This is a genomic window from Streptomyces sp. NPDC002573, assembly GCF_042889625.1.
Classification (GTDB): Bacteria; Actinomycetota; Actinomycetes; order Streptomycetales; family Streptomycetaceae; genus Streptomyces; species Streptomyces gibsoniae.
The window spans coordinates 35,666-57,642 of record NZ_JBIARC010000009.1 but is presented as its reverse complement, the minus strand read 5'-3'; the positions used below and the strand labels follow the sequence as shown (position 1 = coordinate 57,642).

17 protein-coding genes, 1 pseudogene and 1 riboswitch are annotated in these 21,977 nt (G+C 70.6%); of the genes and pseudogenes, 11 read left to right on the top strand and 7 right to left on the bottom strand.

Going from position 1 to position 21,977, the window contains the following annotated elements:
• Positions 1–113 precede the first annotated feature (113 nt).
• The 3 genes from ACFYX0_RS11645 to ACFYX0_RS11635 all read left to right on the top strand — a co-directional run bounded on the left by ACFYX0_RS11645 (position 114) and on the right by ACFYX0_RS11635 (position 1,370).
• Positions 114–452 carry a DUF3618 domain-containing protein gene (locus ACFYX0_RS11645; protein WP_388969355.1) on the top strand — a complete coding sequence of 113 codons (339 nt, stop codon included), beginning with the start codon at positions 114–116 and terminating at the stop codon, positions 450–452.
• Between the two features lie 82 nt (positions 453–534).
• On the top strand, positions 535–837 hold the full coding sequence (locus ACFYX0_RS11640; protein WP_051707732.1) for a co-chaperone GroES: 303 nt from the start codon (positions 535–537) through the stop codon (positions 835–837).
• Between the two features lie 121 nt (positions 838–958).
• A riboswitch (guanidine-III (ykkC-III) riboswitch) is annotated at positions 959–1,016 on the top strand.
• 33 nt (positions 1,017–1,049) lie between these two features.
• On the top strand, positions 1,050–1,370 hold the full coding sequence (locus tag ACFYX0_RS11635; RefSeq protein WP_388969352.1) for a DMT family transporter: 321 nt from the start codon (positions 1,050–1,052) through the stop codon (positions 1,368–1,370).
• A 44-nt stretch (positions 1,371–1,414) separates the two neighbouring features.
• Here ACFYX0_RS11635 and ACFYX0_RS11630 read toward each other — a convergent pair whose 3' ends face one another.
• The gene (locus ACFYX0_RS11630; RefSeq protein ID WP_388969529.1) at positions 1,415–3,826 is read right to left on the bottom strand and encodes a transglycosylase domain-containing protein; all 2,412 of its coding nucleotides are present in this window, start codon (positions 3,824–3,826) and stop codon (positions 1,415–1,417) included.
• A gap of 694 nt (positions 3,827–4,520) precedes the next feature.
• Between ACFYX0_RS11630 and ACFYX0_RS11625 the strand changes: the two genes are divergently transcribed.
• From ACFYX0_RS11625 to ACFYX0_RS11610, 4 genes are read left to right on the top strand one after another with little or no spacing between them, the layout of a single operon-like run.
• Positions 4,521–5,321, top strand: coding sequence for an ABC-2 family transporter protein (locus tag ACFYX0_RS11625; protein ID WP_355904332.1), 801 nt, complete (start codon positions 4,521–4,523; stop codon positions 5,319–5,321).
• The gene (locus ACFYX0_RS11620) at positions 5,314–6,315 is read left to right on the top strand and encodes an ABC transporter permease (protein WP_388969349.1); all 1,002 of its coding nucleotides are present in this window, start codon (positions 5,314–5,316) and stop codon (positions 6,313–6,315) included. Before ACFYX0_RS11625 ends, ACFYX0_RS11620 begins: the two co-directional genes overlap by 8 nt.
• A gap of 7 nt (positions 6,316–6,322) precedes the next feature.
• On the top strand, positions 6,323–7,342 hold the full coding sequence (locus ACFYX0_RS11615) for an ATP-binding cassette domain-containing protein (RefSeq protein ID WP_388969346.1): 1,020 nt from the start codon (positions 6,323–6,325) through the stop codon (positions 7,340–7,342).
• Positions 7,343–7,375: 33 nt separating this feature from the next.
• Positions 7,376–8,344 (top strand): DUF1707 domain-containing protein, encoded by a 969-nt coding sequence (locus tag ACFYX0_RS11610; RefSeq protein WP_388969343.1) that lies wholly within the window; start codon positions 7,376–7,378, stop codon positions 8,342–8,344.
• A gap of 153 nt (positions 8,345–8,497) precedes the next feature.
• On the opposite strand, the gene ACFYX0_RS11605 is transcribed toward ACFYX0_RS11610, so the two are convergent.
• The gene (locus ACFYX0_RS11605; protein WP_388969340.1) at positions 8,498–9,829 is read right to left on the bottom strand and encodes an SGNH/GDSL hydrolase family protein; all 1,332 of its coding nucleotides are present in this window, start codon (positions 9,827–9,829) and stop codon (positions 8,498–8,500) included.
• Between the two features lie 255 nt (positions 9,830–10,084).
• Between ACFYX0_RS11605 and ACFYX0_RS11600 the strand changes: the two genes are divergently transcribed.
• The 3 genes from ACFYX0_RS11600 to ACFYX0_RS11590 all read left to right on the top strand — a co-directional run bounded on the left by ACFYX0_RS11600 (position 10,085) and on the right by ACFYX0_RS11590 (position 13,742).
• Positions 10,085–11,494 carry a DUF445 domain-containing protein gene (locus ACFYX0_RS11600; RefSeq protein WP_388969337.1) on the top strand — a complete coding sequence of 470 codons (1,410 nt, stop codon included), beginning with the start codon at positions 10,085–10,087 and terminating at the stop codon, positions 11,492–11,494.
• A gap of 198 nt (positions 11,495–11,692) precedes the next feature.
• Positions 11,693–13,171, top strand: a complete 1,479-nt coding sequence (locus tag ACFYX0_RS11595; protein WP_388969334.1) for an MFS transporter — start codon at positions 11,693–11,695, stop codon at positions 13,169–13,171.
• 115 nt (positions 13,172–13,286) lie between these two features.
• On the top strand, positions 13,287–13,742 hold the full coding sequence (locus tag ACFYX0_RS11590; RefSeq protein ID WP_388969331.1) for a hypothetical protein: 456 nt from the start codon (positions 13,287–13,289) through the stop codon (positions 13,740–13,742).
• Positions 13,743–13,745: 3 nt separating this feature from the next.
• Here ACFYX0_RS11590 and ACFYX0_RS11585 read toward each other — a convergent pair whose 3' ends face one another.
• Complete coding sequence (locus tag ACFYX0_RS11585) at positions 13,746–14,201, bottom strand: DUF2269 family protein (protein ID WP_355904309.1); 456 nt, start codon at positions 14,199–14,201, stop codon at positions 13,746–13,748.
• 173 nt (positions 14,202–14,374) lie between these two features.
• On the opposite strand from ACFYX0_RS11585, the gene ACFYX0_RS11580 reads away from it, so the two are divergent.
• The gene (locus ACFYX0_RS11580; RefSeq protein WP_388969328.1) at positions 14,375–15,370 is read left to right on the top strand and encodes a GlxA family transcriptional regulator; all 996 of its coding nucleotides are present in this window, start codon (positions 14,375–14,377) and stop codon (positions 15,368–15,370) included.
• Positions 15,371–15,441: 71 nt separating this feature from the next.
• On the opposite strand, the gene ACFYX0_RS11575 is transcribed toward ACFYX0_RS11580, so the two are convergent.
• From ACFYX0_RS11575 to ACFYX0_RS11560, 4 genes and pseudogenes are all read right to left on the bottom strand, one after another.
• Entirely contained in the window at positions 15,442–15,744 is a 303-nt protein-coding gene (locus ACFYX0_RS11575) for a hypothetical protein (protein WP_311692419.1), read from the bottom strand.
• 210 nt (positions 15,745–15,954) lie between these two features.
• Positions 15,955–19,095, bottom strand: coding sequence for a DUF3427 domain-containing protein (locus ACFYX0_RS11570; RefSeq protein WP_388969325.1), 3,141 nt, complete (start codon positions 19,093–19,095; stop codon positions 15,955–15,957).
• A gap of 160 nt (positions 19,096–19,255) precedes the next feature.
• Positions 19,256–20,272 carry a hypothetical protein gene (locus tag ACFYX0_RS11565; RefSeq protein ID WP_388969322.1) on the bottom strand — a complete coding sequence of 339 codons (1,017 nt, stop codon included), beginning with the start codon at positions 20,270–20,272 and terminating at the stop codon, positions 19,256–19,258.
• A gap of 167 nt (positions 20,273–20,439) precedes the next feature.
• Positions 20,440–21,909, bottom strand: a pseudogene (locus ACFYX0_RS11560) (beta-1,6-galactanase).
• Positions 21,910–21,977 lie beyond the last annotated feature (68 nt).

Sequence of the window (21,977 nt, the reverse complement as noted above, 5' to 3'; positions counted from 1 at the left end):
CGGCGGCTCCAGAGGGGTGCCGATGGGTGCGTTCGGCGAGGAACTGACAGACTGTCGACCACAGACGCAGGAATTGCACGGAACACGTCGCAAACGACCACGGAGGAAACGCGGTGGCGGACACGTCGAGCACACCGGACACCAGAACTCCGGCGGAGATCGAGGCGGACATCAAGCGCCGCCGCGAAACGCTGGCCGAGACGCTCGACGAGATCGGCGTCCGGGTGCACCCGAAGACGATCGTCGGGGACGCCAAGGCCAAGGTCGTCTCCCATGTCGACAACACGCTCGGCCGTGCGTACGTCCGCGCCAACCGGGTCGTCGGCGAGGTGAAGAGCCAGATGGTCACGGAGGACGGCGCGCCGCGCCTGGAGCGCATCGTGCCCGTGGCGCTGGTCGTGGTCGGGGTCGTGGGCCTGCTGGCCCTCGGTTCCCGGCGGCGCAAGGGCTGACCCGGCCGCGCACGAAGCCGTCGGAGACAGGTAGGTTCGGGGCGTGAGCGAGAAGAACCACCACGACAAGCTGCCCATCCGGATGCTGCACGACCGCGTGCTGGTGCGGCAGGACACCGCCGAGGGCGAGCGCCGCTCCGGCGGCGGCATCCTGATCCCCGCGACGGCGGCCGTCGGCCGGCGCCTCGCCTGGGCCGAGGTCGTCGCGGTCGGACAGAACGTACGGACCGTGGAGCCGGGCGACCGGGTCCTGTACGACCCGGAGGACCGGGCCGAGGTCGAGGTGCGCGGGACCGCGTACGTGCTGATGCGCGAACGCGATCTGCACGCCGTGGCCGCGGACCGCTTCGAGGGGTCGGAGGACTCCACGGGGCTCTACCTGTAGGGCCACCCGGGCCCGCGCGTCTCCGCGGGCCCGCCGAGCTCGCGCGATCGGCGCGATCCGCGCGAAAAGGGGCTGGTGACCGTTGTCACCAGCCTCTTTTGCCTGTCCTTTGCTATGTTGGGCGGACCCGCGAGGGACCCGACGAGACGCGCCGTACCGGGACGCAAAGACGACGCACCCCCTGTTGATCACCGAAACACGGAGGTGCCCCCATGGCGTGGGTCCTGCTCGTCCTCGCCGGCCTGCTCGAGGTCGGCTGGTCGGTCGGCATGAAGTACACCGACGGATTCACCCGTCTCTGGCCGAGCCTGGGCACCGGCGCGGGCATCGTCGCCAGCATGCTTCTGCTGTCGTACGCCGCGCGGTCCCTGCCCATCGGTACGGCGTACGGAGTCTGGGTGGGCATCGGTGCGGCCGGCGCGGCGGTGCTGGGCATGACCGTGCTCGGTGAGCCCACGACCGCCGCGCGGATCTTCTTCGTGGCGCTGCTGCTGGTGGCCGTGGTGGGGCTGAAGGCGACCTCGGGTCACTGACCCGGTGCGTCGGCCGGGCGGTCACGACCGCCCGGCCGTCCCGGTCAGAACCCCACGCCGCCCGCCGGTCCGCCCGGCCCGGTCGGTCCGCCGTCGCCGGTCGTCCCGCCGGTCCCGGTCGTGCCCGCGTCGCCGGTCGTGCCGCCCGCGCCCGTGGTTCCGCCCGTGCCCGTCGTTCCGCCGGCCCCGGTGGCGCCACCGGTGTCCGTGCCGCCGCCCGTGCCGGTTCCGCCGGTCCCCGGGGCTCCGCCGGTTCCTGTGGTGCCGCCGGGGTCGGTCGGGCCGCCGCTGCTGGTGGTGCCGCCGTCGCTCTGGCCCTGGGCCTGGCCCTGGTCCTGCCCCTGGGTGCCCTGGTCGCCGGTCGTGCCGCCGTTGTCCTGGGTGCCGGTGGTGCCGGTGGGCTGGTCCGAGGGGCTCGTGGAGGGCTCCAGGGTCTGGTCGGCGCCGGCCTGGAGCTGGAGGTCGAAGTCCTTGGTCGGCTTGCCCTGCAGCGCTTCCTTGGTGAACTGCGCCCAGATCTGCGCGGGCGCGCCGCCGCCGTTGATACGGTCCAGGCCCATCGCGCCGTACAGCGGCTTGTGGGCAGCCGTCACGGGGTCCTGGCCCATCACGGAGACCACCGTGGCGAGGTCGGGGGTGTAGCCCGCGAACCAGGCCGCCGTGTCCTCCTCCGCGGTGCCGGTCTTGCCGGCGGCCGGGCGGCCCGCGGCCAGGGCGCTGGTCGCCGTGCCGTTCTGGACGACGCTCTGCAGGACCGAGGTGGTGGTGTCGGCGGCCTCGCGGCTGACGGCCTGCTCGGTCTTCTGCTCGGGCAGCCCGCCGACGTCGTCGCCGTCCTTCGTGATCTTGTCGACCAGGGTGTACGTGCTGCGCTCGCCGTGGTTGGCGAGCGTCGCGTAGGCCTCCGCCATGTCCAGGACGCTCGCGGTGGCCGTGCCCAGCGCGATGGACGGGTAGGGGTTGAGGTCCTTGGTGCCGGACGGGATGCCGAGGTCGACCGCGGTCTGCTTGATCCTGGCCGGGCCGACGTCCACGGCCATCTGCGCGTACACCGCGTTGACCGACTTGTCGGTGGCGTCGCGCACGGTGATGTCGCCGTATGAGTGGCTGTCCTCGTTCTCGGGGGCGTACACGCCGCCGGACCAGCCCTGGACCGGACGCTTGTTGGTGCCGTCGTAGATCGTGTTCGGGGTGATGGGACGGCCGTCCTGGGTCCGGGAGTTGTTCTCCACGGCGGACGTGAACACGAACGGCTTGAAGGTGGAGCCCACCTGGAAGTCGCCGCGCGTGGCGTTGTTCGTGTACTGCTTCACGTAGTCGATGCCGCCGTACATGGCGAGGATCTTGCCGGTGCGCGGATCGACGGCCGCGCCGCCAGCGCGGACGTAGTTGTCGACCTTGCGGTTCTTCTTGTCCAGCTTGGACATCACCTGGTCGTTCACCGCGTTGACGAAGGCGTCCTGCTTGCTCTTCTGCAGGGTGGTGGTGATGCGGTAGCCGCCGGCGGCGAGCTGGTCCGCGTCGACGATCTTGTTCTCCTGCAGATAGTCCTTGATCGCGTCGAGGAGGTAGCCGCGCTGGCCGGACAGGCCGGTGGAGGCGTTGGCCTCCTTGGGCATGGGGAACTTCATGCCGGCGCGCTGGGAGCTGCTGAGCCAGCCCTTCTTGACCATGCCGTCGAGGACGTAGTTCCAGCGGGCCTCGGCCGCGCCCTTGTTCTCCGGGTGCGCGACGACGTCGTACTCGCTGGGCGCGTTGAGCAGCGCGGCGAGGTAGGCGCCCTTGGCCGGGTCGAGGGACATGGCGTCGACGCCGTAGTAGGCGCGGGCGGCGGCCTGGATGCCGTAGGCGTTGCGGCCGAAGAAGCTGGTGTTGAGGTAGCCCTCGAGGATGTCGTTCTTGCTCTTCTCGCGATCCAGCTTGATCGAGATGAAGAACTCCTTCACCTTGCGGGTGACGGTCTGTTCCTGGCCCAGGTAGTAGTTCTTGACGTACTGCTGGGTGATCGTGGAGCCGGACTGCTTGCCCTTGCCGGTGGCGGTGTTCCAGCCGGCGCGGACCATCGCCTTGGGGTCTACGGCGGACTCGGTGTAGAAGTCGCGGTCCTCGGCGGCGAGCACGGCGTGCTGGGCGTCCTTGGAGATCTGGGCGAGGCCGACGCTCTCGCGGTTGACCTTGCCGTCGCGGGCGATCTCGGTGCCGTCCGCGTACAGGTAGACGTTGCTCTGCTTGGTCGCGAGCGCGTTGGCCGGCGGGATCTTGACCATGGAGTAGCCCAGCGCGAACAGGCCGATGAGCAGCAGGACCCCGACCACGAAGGTGCCGAGCACCATCCGCCAGGTGGGGAACAGCCGACGCCATCCCGTACGCCTCGGCCGCTTCCCCTGCCCGCCGGACCCGGCCTGCGCGCTCGGGACCGCGGACTGCGGGTCTATGGCGGCGGGCTGCGCGGCCATGGCGGCGGACTGCGGGGCCACGGCGGCGGGGCGCGGTCTCGGGACCGTGGGTTGCGGTTTCGGGGCCGTGGGCTGGGGGGCCGCGGCCGGGGGCAGTGCCTTCAGGGTCATGGTGTGCGGATCGGCGGCCGGGGGCAGCGCCTTCAGGGCCATGGTCTGCGGGTCGGTGTCCGCGGGCTGCGCCTTCAGCGTCATGGTCTGCGGGTCGGCGGCCGCGGACTGCGCCTTCAGGGTCACGGTGTGCGGGTCCGTGTCCGCGGGCCGCGGTTTCGGAACCGTCGGCTGCGGGTCCGTGACCGCGGGTTGCGGCTTCGGGTCCGCGGGCTGCGGATCAGTGGCCGCAGGCTCCGGCTCCGTGGCCGCAGGCTCCGGCTCCGTGGCCGCGGGTTGCGGTTTCGGGACCGCGGGCTGTGGGTCCAAGGCCGCGGGCGGTGGCGGTTCTGTGGGCGCCCCGCCCTTGCTGCTCTGCTGCGGCTGCGGCTCGTCGCTCATCGTGGTGCCGGACTCCCGTTTCGCGTCGTACGTTCCCGTACGCCCTCATACGCCATGTGCGCCCCCTGATGAAGACTGTCGCACCAACCGTTCCGTTCCCGGTACGACGGACCTGCCGCAGCGGAAAAACGTGTGGTACGCCACCTCGTCCGCGCGCTAGGCTCCTGCGCTTCGCCCCGGAACGCGTCGAAGGAGGTTTCCCGTGGGGACAGGGCGGTTGTACGCCGCTGTCGCCGCCGGTGGTTTCCGGCGGTACGCGACCTATCGGACCGCGACCGCGGCGGGGGTGTTCACCAACACAGTCTTCGGATTGATCTTGGCATACACCTACCTGGCCCTGTGGCACGAACGGCCCCACCTCGGGGGGTACGACGAGGCCCAGGCGTTGACGTACGTATGGACCGGGCAGGCGCTGCTGATGACCGTCTCGGTGATGGGCGGCGGCTTCGAGGACGAACTGATCGAGCGCATCCGCACCGGCGACATCGCGATCGACCTGTACCGGCCCGCCGACCTCCAGCTGTGGTGGCTGGCGGGGGATCTGGGCCGGGCCCTGTTCCATCTGCTGGCGCGGGGGGCGATCCCCATGGCGGCCGGCGCGCTCCTCTTCCCGCTCGCCCTGCCCGGCAGTCCACTGGTCTGGGTGGCCTTCCTGACCGCCGTCCTGCTGGGCACGGTGGTCAGCTTCGCGATCCGCTACCTGGTCGCGCTCAGCGCGTTCTGGCTGATGGACGGGGCGGGTGTGGCGCAGATCTCCTGGATCGTCGCCATGTTCTGCTCGGGGATGCTGCTGCCGCTGAACGTCTTCCCGGGGGTGCTCGGCGAGATCGTGCGCGCCCTGCCCTGGGCGTCGCTGATCCAGGCGCCGACGGACGTCCTGCTGGGCACGGCGGACCCGGTGGCGGTCTACGCCCGTCAGCTCGCCTGGGCCGCGGTGCTGCTGACGGCCGGGCGGATGCTCCAGTCCGCGGCGACGCGCCGGGTGGTGGTGCAGGGTGGCTGAGGAGACGTACGAGGAGACGCGCGGGCGGCCGCACGGGCGGTCGTACGGGGATCTGCGCGGGCAGACGTACGAGGGCGTGGACGCGGACGCGGAGGCGGGAGCGGACGTCGACGCGGGCGCCTCCGCCCACGAGGCCCCTCGGGACCAGGACCGGTGGCCGCTCCGGCCGGGCGGGAGGACGTACGGGCGGGTGCGCGAGGGCCTGCGTGCCTACCGGCTGATCACCGCGATGTGGATCCGCTCCACGATGGCCTACCGGGCCTCGTTCGTGATGACCACGCTCGGCAACCTCGTGGCCACCGCGCTGGACTTCGTCGCGATCCTGCTGATGTTCTCGCGGGTCGACGTCCTCGGCGGCTACCGGCTGCCCGAGGTCGCCTTCCTGTACGGGCTGGCGTCGACCGCGTTCGGGTTCGCGGACCTCGCGATCGGCTCCATGGACCGGCTGGGGCGGCGGGTGCGCGACGGCACGCTGGACACCCTGCTGGTGCGCCCCGCGCCCGTGCTGGCGCAGGTCGCCGCGGACCGCTTCGGGCTGCGCCGGCTCGGCCGCGTCACTCAGGGAGCATGCGTCCTCGGGTACGCGCTCTCCGTGCTCGACGTGGCCTGGACCCCGCTCAAGGTGGCGATGATCCCGCTCGCGCTGCTCAGCGGCGGCCTGATCTTCTGCGCGCTGTTCGTGGCGGGCGCGGCCTTCCAGTTCGTCGCGCAGGACGCCTCCGAGGTGCAGAACTCCTTCACCTACGGCGGTCAGACGCTGCTGCAGTACCCGCCCACCGTCTTCGCGAAGGAACTGGTGCGCGGCGTGACCTTCGTACTGCCGCTCGCCTTCGTCAACTGGCTGCCCGCGCTGTACGTGCTGGGGCGGCCCTATCCGCTCGACCTGCCGGCCTGGGTCGCGTTCACCCCGCCGCTGGTGGCGGCGGGCTGCTGCGCGGCGGCGGGGCTGGCCTGGCGCGCGGGACTGCGTTCGTACCGGAGCACGGGGAGCTGAGGAAGTCATGGACGGTGGCCTGATGGGGGACGGCGGCTCGGTGCGGGACGACGGCGCGGTGCGGGACGGCGGCTTCATCGAACTGGACCGCGTGGAGAAGGTCTTCCAGGTGCGCAAGCGGACCGGTTTCCTCAGGAGCGAGCGGCGGGAGGTGCGGGCCGTCGACGGGCTCTCCTTCACCGTGGCGCGCGGCGAGATGGTCGGCTACATCGGACCGAACGGCGCCGGGAAGTCCACCACCATCAAGATGCTGACCGGGATCCTCACCCCGAGCGGCGGCCGGCTGCGGGTCGCCGGGATCGACCCCGCACGCGAACGGCTGCGGCTCGCCCAGCACATCGGGGTGGTGTTCGGTCAGCGGACGACCCTGTGGTGGGACCTGCCGCTGATCGACTCCTACCGGCTGATGCACCGGATGTACCGCATCCCGGACGGGCGGTACCGCGAGCGGCTGGACCGCCTCGTCGAACTCCTGGAGCTGGGCAGTCTGTTGGACGTCCCGGTACGGCAGCTGTCGCTGGGGCAGCGGATGCGCGGGGACATCGCGGCGGCGCTGCTGCACGACCCGGAGGTGCTCTACCTCGACGAGCCGACGATCGGTCTCGACGTGGTCTCCAAGGCCAAGGTGCGGGCGTTCCTGCGCGAGTTGAACGCCGACCGCGGCACGACGGTGCTGCTGACCACGCACGACCTCCAGGACATCGAGCAGCTGTGCTCCCGGGTGATGGTCATCGACCACGGGCGCCTGGTGTACGACGGTGCGCCGGGCGCGCTGCACGAGGTGGGCGACAGCGAGCGCACCCTCGTGGTCGACCTGGAGCGGGAGTTGCCGCCGATCGAGGCGCCGCCCGCGCGCGTGGTGCGGGTGGAGGGGCCGCGGCAGTGGCTCGCCTTCCCCGCGTCCCGGTCGGCGGCCCCGCTGGTGGCGCGGATCGCGGCGGAGTATCCGCTGGTGGACCTGTCGGTGCGGGAGCCGGACATCGAGGAGGTCATCGCGCGGATGTACGCCGGGAGGACTTCGGCGTAGTCCGGCGCGCGGGGAACTCGTAGGCTGAAGCCCATGACCGACGCTGTGTCTTCCGGGGGACGTGACGATCAGCGGCTGACGCCGCGGGATTCCGGGTCCCCCGCACCGGATCTCCGTGCCTCCGACGCCGACCGTGAACGGGTCGCCGAGGTCCTGCGGGACGCCCTCGCGGAGGGCCGTCTCGACGTGGAGGAGTTCGAGGAGCGGCTGGAGGCGACCTACCGGGCGCGGACGTACCGTGAACTGGCGCCGATCACCCGGGACCTGCCCGCCGCGGGCGTCGAGGCCCCGCCGGTGTCCCTGGTCAAGGAGCCTGCGGTGAGCGGGAGTTGGCGGGACCGGATCGTCGGCGGCGAGGGGTCGTCCTCGTGGGCGGTCGCCGTCATGTCCGGGTTCCAGCGCAAGGGGCGCTGGACGGCGCCCCGGCGGTTCAACTGCTTCGCCTTCTGGGGCGGCGGCGAGATCGATCTGCGCGAGGCGTACTTCGCGGACCGCGAGATCGAGATCAACTGCGTGGCGATCATGGGCGGGATGAATGTGATCGTGCCGCCCGGCGTCGAGGTGGTCGTGCGCGGCATCGGGATCATGGGGGGCTTCGACCACCGCGAGGAGGGCACGCCCGGCGATCCCGGCGCGCCGCGTGTGATCGTCACCGGGTTCGCCTTCTGGGGCGGGGTCGGCGTCGAGCGCAGGCTGACCCGGGCGGAGCGGCAGCGGCTGAAGGAGGAGCGGCGCCAGGAGAAGCTGGACCGCAAGGCCGCACGCAGGGAGCTGAAGGACTCCCGGGGCGGGGAACGCGGGGTCTTGGCGGGCCTGGACGGACTGTTCGACGCCCGTGAGGCCCTGGAGCAGCACCGCGAGGCGATGGAGGAGCACCGCGAACTGCTCCGCGAACGCCGCGAGGAGCGCCGCGAGCGCTACGAGGAGCGCCGGGAGGAGCGCCGCGAGCGCCGGGAGGAGCGCCGCGGGCATCGCGACCGCCGCCGCTACAGGGACTACTGAGGGCCGCCGAACGGGCTCGACGACGACTCCCGAACGAGCCGGCCCGACGGGGAAGTGCTGAACCCGTCCCTGACGGGAAATGCCGAACCGGCCCCCGGCGGGGACTGCCGAACCGGCCCGCGGCCTCGGCGGCCGTCGGGCCGCCGGCTGCCGTCACAGCTGCGCCGGTACCGCGCCCCTCAGCGAGGTCAGGTCGAAGACCTCCGCCATCCTGGCGAAGCCCCGGTCGCTGGGGTGGAGGTGGTCGCCCGAGTCGTAGTCGGAGCGCAGCCGGCGCGGGTCGTACGGGTCGCGCAGCGCCTGGTCGAAGTCGACGACCGCGTCGTACACCGTGCCCGACCGGATCTGCGCGTTGACGGCCTGCCGCACCCGCTCGCGGTCGGCCCGGTAGCCCCGGTGGCCCTCGAACGGCATCAGCGTCGCCCCGACGACCTTCAGCCCGTGCGCGTGCGCCCGGCGGACCAGGGTGCGCAGGCCCGCCGTGATCCGGTCGGGGTCGGCGTGCCCGGGGTCGCGCAGGATGTCGTTGACGCCGAGGTCGACGACGACGGCCCTGACGTTCGTACGGTCCAGCACATCGCGGTCGAAGCGGCTGAGGGCGCTCGGGTTGTCGGCGGGCCGGCCGAGGCCGCCGTCGGCCAGGACCCGGTTGCCGCTGATCCCCTGGTTGACCACGCTGTAGCGGGGCACGTCCCCGGATCCGGCGGCCCCGCGCAGCCGCTCGGCGAGGACGTCCGTCCAGCGGTGGTCGGCGTTCGTGGTGGAGGTGATGCCGTCGGTGATCGAGTCGCCGAGCGCGACCACGGTCCCGACCGCCTGGTCGCTGAGCACGTCGAGCGCGGTCAGATAGCGCCAGGACGGGCTCTGCCCGGGGTACGGGACGCCGCTCGTGTCCTCCGTGCGGTCGCCCTGTGCGACGTAGGAGATCTGGCGGGCGTGCATGTGGTAGGTGACCGGGCCCGACGGGGTGGGGGAGTACGTGGTCACGAGCACGTCCGCGTCGGGCGGGACGGCGATGCGCACGGCGTCGCTGACCGTCTGCCGGCCGACGGGCACGACGACCGAGACGGCGCCGCCGAAGGTGAGCCGGCGCATGGTGCCGGGCGCCGCGGCCGGGCCGCCCGCCGTGGCGAGGGCGATCGAGGCGTGCGTGACGGTCAGGGGCTGCCGCCCGTAGAGATTGGACAGCGTGATACGGGCACTCGTACCGCCGACGTCGGTGTGGACGACGTTGCGTACGGACCGTCCCGCCATCCCGTTCCTGCCGGTGCCGGGTTCGGCGCCGGAGGGGGAGGCCGACCAGGTGCCCACCCAGGCGCCGACGGAGGCGGGGGCGGCGGAGCCCGGCGGGGCCTGCCGGGTGGCGGTGAGCGTGCCGCGGCGGTCGCCGTCATCGGCCGCGGCGCCGATGTATATGGCGGCGGACAGGGCCACGATCACGGTGACGATCGCGGACAGCAGGGCATAACCGTGACGCCTGGTCATGCGACGCGTGTCTCCTCGGACGAGCGGAGCCCGAGACTCCGGTGCTGATCATCCTCATGATGCGTCATGAGGCGGGAGAGAGCGATGTGGCCCCTGTTGAGCCCCGAGAGGAACGATCCCCGAGAGGAACCCTGACGAGACCCTGAAAAGCCCCGAGACTTCTCCGAGCGGACAGACGCCGGGAACTCTCGTTCCGTTCCAGGAGTCGGTCAGGAAGGGACAATGTGTAACGGAGGACACGATCGGGTGGAGCGGATGGAACGCACGAAACCGGACGACTCGGCGGACGCGGGGCGGCCCACGGGCGCCGGAGGGCCTTCCGGCGCCGGGCCGTCCGTCGGTACGGCCGCCGCGGCGGGGCCCGCGGACGCCGAGGGCCTCGTCGGCGTCCCGAGCCGGGCGATGACCTCCTTCAGCGCCGCCGACGAGGAGAAGCGCCGGGGCGTGCGCCGGATGAAGAGCACGGCGACCGGGCTGCTGCTGCTCGTGGCGCTCGTGTACACCCTCGCGACCTGGGCGCGGCACTCCGGCGCGGGCCCCTGGGCCGCGTATGTGGCAGCGGCCGCCGAGGCCGGCATGGTCGGCGCGCTCGCCGACTGGTTCGCGGTCACCGCGCTCTTCCGGCACCCGCTCGGCCTGCCCATCCCGCACACGGCGATCATCCCGAACAAGAAGGACCAGCTCGGTGTCTCGCTGGGCGAGTTCGTCGGCGAGAACTTCCTCTCCGAGGAGGTCGTACGGCAGCGGCTGCGCGCCGTCGGCATCAGCAGCCGCCTGGGCGCCTGGCTCGCCCGCCCGGAGAACGCGGACCGGGTGACGGCCGAGCTGGCGACGGCCCTGCGCGGGGCCCTGACGGTGCTGCGGGACTCCGACGTCCAGGCGGTGGTCGGCGAGGCCATCACCCGCCGTGCCGACGCCCAGGAGATAGCGCCCGGCCTCGGCAAGATGCTGGACCGGGTCGTCGCGGACGGCGGCCACAGACGGGTCGTGGACCTGGTCTGCGTCCGCGCCCATGACTGGCTCGTGCTGCATGACGACCAGGTGATGGCCGCGGTCCAGGGCGGTGCCCCCGGCTGGACCCCACGGTTCGTGGACAAGAAGGTCGGCGAGCGGGTCTACAGGGAGCTGCTGCGGTTCGTCACCGAGATGCGCGACTCGCCCTCGCACCCGGCGCGCGGCGCCCTGGACCGGTTCCTCGCCGACTTCGCCTCCGACCTTCAGTCCGACACCGACACCCGGGCGCGGGTGGAGCGGCTCAAGGGTGAGGTACTGGGCCGCGGCGAGGTCCAGGACCTGATCGCCTCCGCCTGGACCGCCGTCCGCTCCATGATCGTCTCTGCCGCGCAGGACGAGCGGAGCGAGCTGCGGGTGAGGGTGCGGGCGTCGCTGCTGTCGCTGGGCATGCGGATGGCGGACGACCCGAGGACCCAGTCCAAGGTGGACCGGTGGGTGGAGGGCGCGGCGGTGCATGTCGTGACGACGTACCGCAAGGAGATCACCTCCCTGATCACGGACACGGTCGCGAGCTGGGACGCCGGGCACACCACGCGGAAGATCGAGGCGCACATCGGCCGGGACCTGCAGTTCATCCGGATCAACGGCACGGTGGTGGGCTCGCTCGCGGGACTGCTGATCTACACGGTGTCGCAGGTGCTCGGGGGGTGAGCCGGGGGACGACGCACGGCGCCCGGGGCCAGGTCCCGTCGTCAACTTGCCGTCGTCAGCCCGGAGAGCGGGGCAGGCGGGAGTTCGACGACCGGGCCTAGCCGCCCGGCCGGGGCCGCGGCGGCCTCTGGCGTAAGGCGCTGGTGAGCGGGCACTCGGGCCCCGTGCGGCGTCAGCCGGCGTCACAAGGAGGCAACCATGTCCCTCACCGCGCCACAGCCCGGCACGGTCACCACTGCGATTCCCGCTCGACTCGATCGCCTGCCCTGGTCGCGCTGGCACTGGACGATCGTGATCGGACTCGGCACGGTATGGATCCTCGACGGCCTGGAGGTCACGGTCGTCGGCAACATCGCCAGCCGGCTGTCGGAGCCCGGCAGCGGACTGGCGATCAGCTCCGGCCAGGTCACCGGCATGGCGGCGGCGCTGTATGTGGCGGGCGCGTGCGTCGGCGCCCTGTTCTGGGGCCGCCTTACCGACCGCTACGGCCGCAAGCAGCTGTTCATGATCACCCTCGCGGTCTATCTCGCGGCCACCGCCCTGACGGCGGTCTCCTTCCAGCCCTGGTGGTTCTTCCTCTTCCGCTTTCTCACCGGTTTCGGCATCGGCGGTGAGTACGCGGCCATCAACTCCGCGATCGACGAACTGATCCCGGCGTACCACCGCGGCCGCGTCGACCTGATCATCAACGGCAGCTTCTGGGTGGGCGCGGTCGGCGGCTCGCTGCTGTCGATCGTCGCGCTGAACACGAGCATCCTGGCCAAGGACGTGGGCTGGCGGCTGACGTTCGCGCTGGGCGTCGTCCTCGGCCTGGTCATCCTCCTGGTGCGGCGGCACGTGCCCGAGAGCCCGCGCTGGCTGCTGATCCACGGCAGGGAGCGGGAGGCGGAACAGGTGGTGTCCGCCATCGAACGGCAGGTCGAGGCGGAGAAGGGCGAGCCGCTGCCCCGGCCCGAGAGCGAGATCACCATCCACCAGCGCAAGAGCATCGGCTTCATGGACATCGCCCGCACGGTCTTCTCCCGGTACCGCAAGCGTGCCGCTCTCGGCTTCTCCCTCTTCATCGGCCAGGCGTTCCTCTACAACGCCATCACCTTCGGCTTCGGCGCGATCCTCACCAAGTTCTTCCACGTCCCGGCCGATCGCACCGGCTACTACTTCGCCGTCATCGCGATCGGCAACTTCTTCGGCCCGCTGCTGCTCGGCAAGCTCTTCGACACGGTCGGCCGCCGGGTGATGATCTCCTCGACGTATCTGCTGTCCGGGCTGCTCCTGTTCGTCACGGCCTGGCTGTTCGGCCGGGGTTCGCTGACCGCGGGCACCCTGACTGGCTGCTGGTGCGTGGTGCTGTTCTTCGCCTCGGCCGGCGCCTCCAGCGCGTATCTGACGGTCTCCGAGGTGTTCCCGATGGAGACCCGGGCCATGTCCATCGCCTTCTTCTACGCCATCGGCACGGCGGCCGGCGGCATCAGCGGCCCCCTGCTGTTCGCGGACCTCACCAACACCGGCAAGGTCGGCGACACGGTCCTCGCCTTCCAGATCGGAGCGGGCCTGATGTGCGCGGCGGGCCTGGTCGCGGCCGTGCTCGCGGTACGCGCGGAACGCCGCTCGCTGGAGGACATCGCCCTGCCGCTGACGGCGGTGACACAGGCGGCGAGCGCGAAGGCGACCCAGTAGGCGCCCGTACGAGGGCACGGCCGCCGGAGTCCGGGGACGCCGACCCGGGATGAGTACGGGTACCTGAGTACCCGTACTCTGTCGGCCCCGTCGCGGCGCCGGAATCCTCGTACGCATGACCGAGAAGCTGCTCCGCCCCATGCGAACGCGCCGCCTGCCCGTGCGCTGGCTGATCCGCCTGCTCGGTGCGGCCCTCGCCGCCGTGGCGTATCTGCTCTGCCTCCCCTGGGACCTGCGCAACCGGCCCACGACCCCGGGCGCCGCCGAGGAGACGACCCCCGTGACAGCGGTCGGCGTCGCTCTCCTCGGGCTGGCCCTGCTGCTCCTCGCCGCCTACTTCGGCCTCTGGGACCGGCTCGGCTGGGCGGTGCTGCTGGTGGCGGCGCCCCCCGCCGCGCTGATGCAGGTCTCCTTCCGCACCCACCCGGGGCCCGACGCCTCGGCCTGGCCGCTGGCCTGGGGATTCTTCACCCTGCTGATCGCCGCCGGGGTACTGACGGCGGCCTCGGTGGCGCGGGCCCTGAGGGGCGAGTGGGCCAGGGAGGACCTGACCCTCAACAACCCGCTGTGAGACCTATGCTCCCGTGGTGGACCCGGGGCGCACGATCATCAGTACGGTGACGACGGCCCACAGCAGGTTGAAGATCCCGGTCACCATGGCGAGCCGCACGGTGGCCCGCTCGCCGGCGGTCCCCGCGTCGACGCCCTCGAGGATCGCCTCCTGCCTGGGCAGCACCAGCGCGGCGAGGACGACCGCTGCGAGCACGGTGAGCACGATCGACGTGATCAGCCAGGCGCTGCCCAGCACGCCCATGTTCTGCGCGGTGGCGAACCCGAACACCGGGACGGCGACGCCGACGACGGCGTAGATCCGGCATATGCGGTGGAGCAGCCCGAGGTGGTGCCGGGCCTCCCCGGGCTCGGCGAGCGCCTTGCGCGCGGTGGGCGGGAACAGACTCGCGGCGACGGTGACGGGCCCGATGGCGACGATCGCGGCGAGGACATGGACGGCGAGAAGGAACTTGGTCACGGACCGAGGCTAGGGGCCGGCCCGATCTTCAGACCAGTGGCGAAACTGCCACCCCTCAACAGATTCCGGCCACGCCCCGACGATCGTACGAAAGCCCGCCGACCTGCGCACATTCCCCCACCTGCTCTCACTCCCGCCTTGGCGGGAACCCGTCGTACCCCTACCCTCTCGCCATGCACACCGTGGCGGTCCTGGCCCTCGACCAGGTGATCCCCTTCGACCTCTCGGCCCCGATCGAGGTCTTCTCGCGCACCCGGCTGCCCGACGGGCGCGCCGCGTACCGGGTGCGGATCTGCGCACCGCAGGAGGAGGTCGACGCGGGGACGTTCCGGATCCGGGCCCCGTACGGGCTGGAGGCACTGGCGGAGGCCGACACGATCATCCTGCCGGGCACGGCGACCCCGACCCTGCCGCTCCCGGCGGGCGTCAAGGAGGCCCTGTGCGCAGCCGCGGCCAACGGCACCCGGATCGCCTCCGTGTGCGCGGGCGCGTTCGTGCTCGCGGCGACGGGCCTGCTGGACGGGCGACGGGCGACCACGCACTGGGTCGCGGCGCCCCTGCTCGCCGAGTGCCATCCGGAGGTGACGGTCGACCCGGATGTGCTCTACGTCGACGAGGGCCAGCTCCTCACCTCGGCGGGCGCGGCCGCGGCGCTCGACCTGTGCCTGCACATGATCCGCAAGGACCATGGCTCGGCGGTCGCGGCGGATGCGGCCCGGCTGTCGGTGATGCCGCTCGAACGGGAGGGCGGCCAGGCCCAGTTCATCGTCCACGCCCGGCCACCGGCCCCGGTCGGGAACACCCTGGAGCCGCTGCTGCGCTGGCTGGAGGACAACGCCGACCGGGACCTCACCCTGGACGACATCGCGGCCCACGCGGGCATGAGCGCCCGCACCCTGAACCGCCGCTTCCGCGAACAGGCCGGCACGACGCCCCTGCAATGGCTGCACCGGGCCCGCATCCGGCGCGCTCAGTACCTCCTGGAGACCACGTCGTACCCGGTCGAACGCATCGCGACCCAGGCGGGCTTCGGCTCCCCGACGGCCTTCCGGGACCGCTTCAAACGCGTGGTGGGCACCAGCCCGTACGCGTACCGCAAGACGTTCCAGGGCGTACGGGGACCGGGCGACGCCCGGCCGACGGCGAGCACCGGGGGCGAGGCGGCCTGAGCGGCGCGGCCGGTGTCGTGAACGCCCGCCGGTGTACTGAGCACGGGCGGGCGTCCTGAGAGAACCGGAGGTCAGCCGCGCCGGTCCGCCACGGCCCACGACGCCAGGGCCACGGCACCCGCCACGCCGAAAACGGCCGGCCAGGCGCCGACCTTCTTGGCCAGGGGGTGCGACCCGGCGAACGCGGCGACATACGCGGCCGTCAGCGCACCGGCCGCCGGGCCCCCGGCCTGCTGCCGCCACCGCTGCGCGGCCGTGGCCCCCGCGACGGCCAGCACGGCCCCGCCGAGCTGGCGCTTCTTGCTCCAGCGGGCGACTCCGTACCCGCCGACGAGCCCACTCGCGGCCACCAGGGCCGTAGGAACCTTCGCCATCGCTGCTGCCGCCTTCCGCTGGTACGACTCCGAGCCGGGCCGGCGGCCATGTCCCCGACCGCGCACCCCGGCCCGACGAGGCTAACTCCGCATGTTGATCACCCATGTCGCCGGGGTGCCCGGGCGAGCCGCGCCCCTGCGGCAGAAGTGATGCAGGCCACGCCCCACCCTCTCCCCCGCGCTCGCTCGGGAACTTTTCGAGTGATGTCATCATCTGGCGGCGATGGCTGAGTACGTCCACACATCGGCGGGAAGCTCGTGCTGGAGATCCCAGGTGATCGCCATCGGCTTGCTGCCGGTGTGCGACTTGTAGGTGGCCGGCCCTAGGAGCATCCAGGGTTCGGACTTGCCGATGCTGTTGTTCTTGTAACGGCGCAGGAAGAGCAGAACGTGGCTGCCCTCGTGCTCGTGCCGCTGATAACGCAAGCCCGTCGGGGAGTTCTCCGGCGTCGTGCCCTGCGACTCCCAGTGGAACCGGGTTGGGGTGAGCGCGTAGTCCTTGTAGCGGACGCTGGGTGAGAAGTCGCGCTCGTTCTTCTCCTGGGTGATGAGAAGAGCGTCGGTCTTGATTTCCTCGACCCAGGTCACTCCCTGGCTGAAGACGCCGGGCAACTGGCCGCCCAGCCGCGCCACTCCGAGGGCCGCCAGGATCTCTGAGCGGTTGTAAGCGCTGTGGACCTTGAGCGGGAGGTGGCTGAGGTCCCCCTCCAGCGAGATGGGGAAGTGGTCGGTCCGGTCGAGGACATACGACAGCACCTGCCGCAGCTCATCGCGCAATACGCGCTGGCCGCGCAGCGACTCAAGGCCTTCGTGGTAGCTGGAGAAGCCGCCTGCCTTGTCCCACAGGTTGAAGAACAGCATGCGGGCGTACACCTGGTCGGTGGGCGAGAGCGCATCGTAATCAGGGGCGTCGTCGGCGAGGAGGCGTAGATATGCGCGGGCCCGCTCGGGGTCGTCCACATGGAGGAAGGCATGGACGCGCTTGAGGAGTTCCTCTTCGCCCGGCACCTCGGCTTCCTTGACGCGCCCAGCTCTGCGCAGGACTGCGGTCCAGGAGTTCTTGTTCTTGTAGAGCTCCTTGATCTCCCGCCTGCTCTCGTGCAGGTACGCAGCCAGCCGGGGAGTGCTGTAGTCCCTGACCTCCTTCGCCAGCGTGTTGATCGTGGCGTTGAGCTGTGTACGGATGTTGTCCAGGACGAGGTCCTTGGACTTGCCTTCCAGGAGGATCTGGCAGCCGGACGGCAGGTGGGGGAAGTCGCGCTCGATGCTGTCGACTAGGCGGTTGCGAGAAAGGTTGGTCAGGGCCCGGAACTGCTCCTCGAAGCGGAACTCCGCCCGATGCTGGCCAATGAAGTCCAGTACGGTCAGCACCGGCTTGTTCGGCGTTCGGCGCAGACCGCGTCCCAGTTGCTGGAGGAAGACGGTCGCGCTGTTCGTAGGGCGCAGGAGGAGCAGGGTGTCGACATCCGGGATGTCCAGCCCCTCGTTGAACAGGTCGACAGTGAAGATCATCTGGATCCGTCCGGCCTTGAGGTCGTTCAGCGTGCGTTCGCGCTCGGCGGCAGTCGAGTCGCTATCGAGCGCTGCGGCCTGGAATCCCACCTCGCGGAAGCGTTCCGCCATGAAGTGGGCGTGCTTCTTGCTCACGCAGAAGCCCAAGGCGCGCATCGCGGCCGGGTTGGAGATCTTGTCCTTGACCTGCTTGATGACGATGAGAGCCCGGGCATGGCTGGCCGTGTAGAGGTTGGCGAGTTCATCTCGGTCGTAGGAACCCGCTCGCCAGTTGAGCTGGGAGAGGTCGGTTCCGTCTGGGACGCCGAAGTAGTGGAAAGGGCACAGCAGATCGTTTTCGAGGGCTTCCCAGAGTCGCATCTCGGCGGCGATCCTGCCTCCGAAGAACTCGTCCTGCACATTGCGCCCGTCCATCCGCTCCGGCGTCGCGGTGAGGCCGAGCAACTCGCTCGGTGTGAAGTGCTCAAGGACGCGGCGATAGGTGCTGGCCGTGGCGTGGTGGAACTCGTCGATGACGATGACGTCGAAGTGGCCCGGATCGAACTGTTCCAGCCGCTGGAGGTTGAGGGATTGGACGCTGGCGAAGACATGCGTCCACTCGCGGGGTTCTTGCCCGTTGTAGAGCAGTTCACCGAAGGAGGCGTCGCCGAGCACCTCCTGGTAGGTGCGCAGGGACTGCTTCAGGATTTCCTTGCGGTGTGCGACGAACAGCAGTCGGGGGAGTTCCCCGCCGCGGCGGTCACGCAGATTGCGATAGTCCAGGGCCGCCATGACGGTCTTGCCGGTTCCGGTCGCGGCGACGAGGAGGTTCTCGTGATGGCCGCGGATCTCACGCTCGACTCGTAGACGCTCCAGCATGTCCCGCTGGTGCGGGAAGGGCCGCACTTCGAGCCCCGAGATATTGATCTTTAGCTCGTCACCGGATCCCTTGCCGCCCGCCTGGGCCAACGCGTCAGCGAGTCGATCCCCGTCGTTGTCGGGGTCGTACGGCTCAAAGGCAGGGTCGTCCCAATACGCGTCGAATGTCGCCTCGAACTTATCGATGACCCTGGGGGTGGCGACGGACGACAGCCGTACGTTCCACTCCAAACCGTCGAGCAGTGCGGCCTTCGACAGGTTGGAGCTGCCTACGTAAGCCGTATCGAAGCCGGTTTGACGGCGGAACAGCCATGCTTTCGCGTGGAGGCGCGTCGATCGGATCTCGTAGTTGATCTTTACCGTGGCGTTGAATTCCCGGACCAGGCGGTCCAACGCATACCGATCAGTGGCGCCGATGTAGGTGGTTGTGATGACACGGATCGGGACGTTTCGCTGCTTCGCCGCGCGCAGTGCGTCCTCAAGCACCCGTATGCCGTGCCACTTTACGAACGCGCACAGCAGGTCGATACGGTCTGCCGTGGCGAGCTCGGCGCGCAATTCGGCGCCCAGATTGGGGTCGTCCGGCGCGTTGGTGATCAACGCCGTTTCCGACAGGGGCGTCAGAGGGCGGATCGCGTAGACGCCGGGTGCTTCCTGCTTGGCGAGAGCGAGAAGTTGCCGTGGGCCGTCGACGATGGAGCCGAGGGGGTCCGCGTCCAGGTCGGGTGCGCTGGCGGCCAGCGCCCGCATGATCTGGTTGGCCGCAACCACCTGATCCTTGTGCGGCATCTGACTCAGCCGGTGGCCCACAACCGCGCCGATATGCCTGGCCAGCACATGAGGGGTTGACTCTGCGCTGACCTCGGCGTCGATGGCCTTCCAGCCCGCTTCTTCGAACCCCTCTATGCGATGGCGAAGGTCTTCCGTGAGTAGCTGCTCATAGACGCCCGCGATGGGTTGCGTCACGTCCCCCGACTCCATCACGACTGCTCCTTCGATCCCTCGTGGACCCACGAACGCAACCCTTCGCGCCCATGCGGATCTGTTCTAACAGCAGTCACTGACAATCGAATGCCATGTGATGGAAGTTGATCATTTTCCGACAGTCGATGGGATGCCGTGCTCGTGGTGACGTCGAGGCTTACGCCTCAACGCCGTGGCACCCCTCATAAACCCGCTCCGACCCGCACCAGCACGAGTCCCCCTGCTCCGGCGGCCAAGCCACAGCTCGTCCCCGGGCTGCCAGTGTCGTTGCGTACTGGGGGAGCAGGGTCGTGTCCGCCGGGGTTGTGCCCTCCGAGGCTGCGAAGGCCTCGTAGGACGGGACCGTGCCGGTCACGATGCCCAGGTTCGGGGTGCCCGAGGCGGACAGTTCCCTCAGGGAGCGTTCTATCGTCGCCTGGTGCTCCGGGTGGGAGGCGTACTCGGCGGTGAGCGACGGGTAGGCCGACACGAGCTCCTGGAGTTCGGGGGCCGGCCAGTGCAGGACCGCGACCGGGAACGGGCGGGACAGGGCCTCCCGGTATGCGCCCAGCTCCGCCCGCAGGCGGCCGATCTCGGCCTGGAGCTCCGCCGGGTTGTCCGAGCCCAGGGACCAGACGCGCTTCGGGTCGTGGAGCTCGTCCAGGGACACCGGGGAGGAGTGGAGGGTGTCGGCCAGCGTGTCCCAGTCGTCATGGGGCGCGCCCAGCATGCGGCGGACCCGGTGGCGGCCGTAGAGGAGCGGGTGCGTGGCCTGCGGGGGCTCCGCGGTGTCCCCGAGCAGAAGCCGTAGCCCCTGGGTGAACGTCGCCTCCGCCGACTCCAGCTCGTCGTGCGACTCCAGTGACTCCGCGACGATCAGCCAGGGTGCCGGGTGGCGGGTGGCGGACGCGCGGATTCCGTCGATGATCGCCCGGGCCTCCGCCTCGTGGTCGTACTCCCACAGGTTCGACGCCTTCAGGGCGCGGACGAGGTGGGGGTTCTCCAGGGGGTCGGAGGACGACAGCAGGCGGTCGTACAGCGCGGTGGCGCCGGGGCGGTCACCGGCCAGTTCCCGGTGGGCCGCGGCCTGCAGCAGCAGGTGTTCGGCGTCCTCGGGGTACAGGCCGGCAGTCCGCTCCAGGCGTGCTGCTTCGGCGTTGTGGTCGACGTTCTCGGCAGACGTGTCGGGGCGCATGGGGGACACCGTACTGCCGACGACCGACAAACGAGAGAGATTCCCAGGCCAGGGGTCGTTAAGGGTTTGTCTTGCGGTATCGGGGGAGACCCCCGTGTCAGAGGGTGACCCGTGTGCGGGTGAAGGGGCCGGCGGGATGGGTGCTCGGACGGCCGTGGCAGCCGGGTTTACGCCACCACTCCGTCCACCTGCAGCGTCTGCACCGCCCCTGCCGCGAACGGCACGCTCAGTGACTTTCCGTTCAGGTAGGTGTCCGTGTGCGCGGTGTAGAGGTCGCCGCCCCCGGACGTCACCGTGTTCCAGCGGGGGCACCACCCCGTCCGAGCCGCCCGTCACCGTGGTGAAGCGGGAGAGGTCGAAGGTCAGGGTCTGGGCGGAGGAGGACTTGTTCGCCGCGACGATCACCAGACGCCGCGCCGACCGGTCCAGGGCCGCGACCGCGTGGTCCACGCCCGTGTCGATGATCGTCATACCGGGGCGGACATGGCGGCTGAACTGCGCTATCACGTAGTACTTCGTCTGCACCGCGCCCGGCTGCAGGGTGCCTTCGTCGTACGCGATCACCGCCCAGCCCGCCGTCGGGTCCATCACCTGTCAGTGGACCCAGGCCGTGGGGTGCAGCCAGCGGAAGTCCATGAGCAGGTTGCTCGCGAGGGTGAGGCCGGTGTCGTCCACGTCGCCCGTCTCCGAGTTCCACAGGCCCTTGCCCGCGGTCGTCACCACGTCCGTGTAGAGCAGGTCTCTGCGGCCGCCCGAACCCTGGTAGCCGTGGACGTTGACCCGGTCGACGTAGGGCTTCGTCGTCGCGCTGAAGGAGTTCCAGGTCGTTCGTGCCAGGTCGTAGCTCGTCTCGTCCGAGGCAAGATCCTCGTGCCCGTCAGGCCGCGCTTGGTCAACTCGCTGCGCAGATAGGGCAGTACGGCCGACTGTACGGACGCGTCCACGTGGCAGCCCTCCTGGGTGCCGGTCGCGGTCCACCAGGCGGAGGACGGTTCGTTGAACGCCTCCAACGTCGTGAAGTTCACGCCCCAGTTGTCCCTGGCGTAGAGGACCACGGACGCGAGGTGGGAGGCGTGCTGGCGGCAGTTCCAGGACTGGAGGTTGCCGCCGCCGGCGGCGCCCGAGGGGTTGTGGTTGTAGCACATCCACCACATGGGGGAGTTGGCGAACAGCTCGCTGATCGCGCCTCGCTGGGTCGCCTTGACGAGCATCGCGCGCTGTTTCGCGTCCGCCGTCCAGTTCCAGGTGGAGGCCGTGGGGTCCTCGTTCGTCCGGTCCTGCCAGTAGCCCTCGATCTGCTTGAAGGCAGGGATGGCGGCGGAGGCGACCATGCTCTCGCCGTTCACGCTGTTCCAGCTGCATGCGCCGAGGTTGTAGCGGGCGATGTTCAGGCCGAGGCCGGGGAGTGTTGTGCCGCCGTACGCGACCGACCTGGTGGTGAAGAAGATGTCGGCGAAGTCGTCCCGGTCGCCGAACACATTGGCCCACCAGGCGAGGGACGTGCCCCAGCCCTCCCAACTTCCGTAGGGGGTGGACGGGTTCACCGCGATTGTCGCGTCCGCGTGCGCGGTGCCGGTCGCGAGGACCGGGCCGAGGACGGCGCCGGCGGCGGCGGTGAGGAGGGTTCGGCGGCGGATCGCGGGGGTGTGGGGGTGTCGGTGGTCCTGCGTGTGCTGCTGCTCCGGGTGCTGGGGTGCGGACATGG

Bases quoted from the DNA above. Each gene is read 5' to 3' on its own strand.
- ACFYX0_RS11565 (WP_388969322.1), bottom strand. From the start codon at position 20,272: ATGCGCCCCGACACGTCTGCCGAGAACGTCGACCACAACGCCGAAGCA.
- ACFYX0_RS11595 (WP_388969334.1), top strand. From the start codon at position 11,693: ATGTCCCTCACCGCGCCACAGCCCGGCACGGTCACCACTGCGATTCCC.
- ACFYX0_RS11570 (WP_388969325.1), bottom strand. From the start codon at position 19,095: ATGGAGTCGGGGGACGTGACGCAACCCATCGCGGGCGTCTATGAGCAG.
- ACFYX0_RS11575 (WP_311692419.1), bottom strand. From the start codon at position 15,744: ATGGCGAAGGTTCCTACGGCCCTGGTGGCCGCGAGTGGGCTCGTCGGC.
- ACFYX0_RS11615 (WP_388969346.1), top strand. From the start codon at position 6,323: ATGGACGGTGGCCTGATGGGGGACGGCGGCTCGGTGCGGGACGACGGC.
- ACFYX0_RS11610 (WP_388969343.1), top strand. From the start codon at position 7,376: ATGACCGACGCTGTGTCTTCCGGGGGACGTGACGATCAGCGGCTGACG.
- ACFYX0_RS11580 (WP_388969328.1), top strand. From the start codon at position 14,375: ATGCACACCGTGGCGGTCCTGGCCCTCGACCAGGTGATCCCCTTCGAC.
- ACFYX0_RS11635 (WP_388969352.1), top strand. From the start codon at position 1,050: ATGGCGTGGGTCCTGCTCGTCCTCGCCGGCCTGCTCGAGGTCGGCTGG.
- ACFYX0_RS11640 (WP_051707732.1), top strand. From the start codon at position 535: ATGCTGCACGACCGCGTGCTGGTGCGGCAGGACACCGCCGAGGGCGAG.
- ACFYX0_RS11590 (WP_388969331.1), top strand. From the start codon at position 13,287: ATGACCGAGAAGCTGCTCCGCCCCATGCGAACGCGCCGCCTGCCCGTG.
- ACFYX0_RS11605 (WP_388969340.1), bottom strand. From the start codon at position 9,829: ATGACCAGGCGTCACGGTTATGCCCTGCTGTCCGCGATCGTCACCGTG.
- ACFYX0_RS11600 (WP_388969337.1), top strand. From the start codon at position 10,085: ATGGAACGCACGAAACCGGACGACTCGGCGGACGCGGGGCGGCCCACG.
- ACFYX0_RS11630 (WP_388969529.1), bottom strand. From the start codon at position 3,826: ATGGCCGCGCAGCCCGCCGCCATAGACCCGCAGTCCGCGGTCCCGAGC.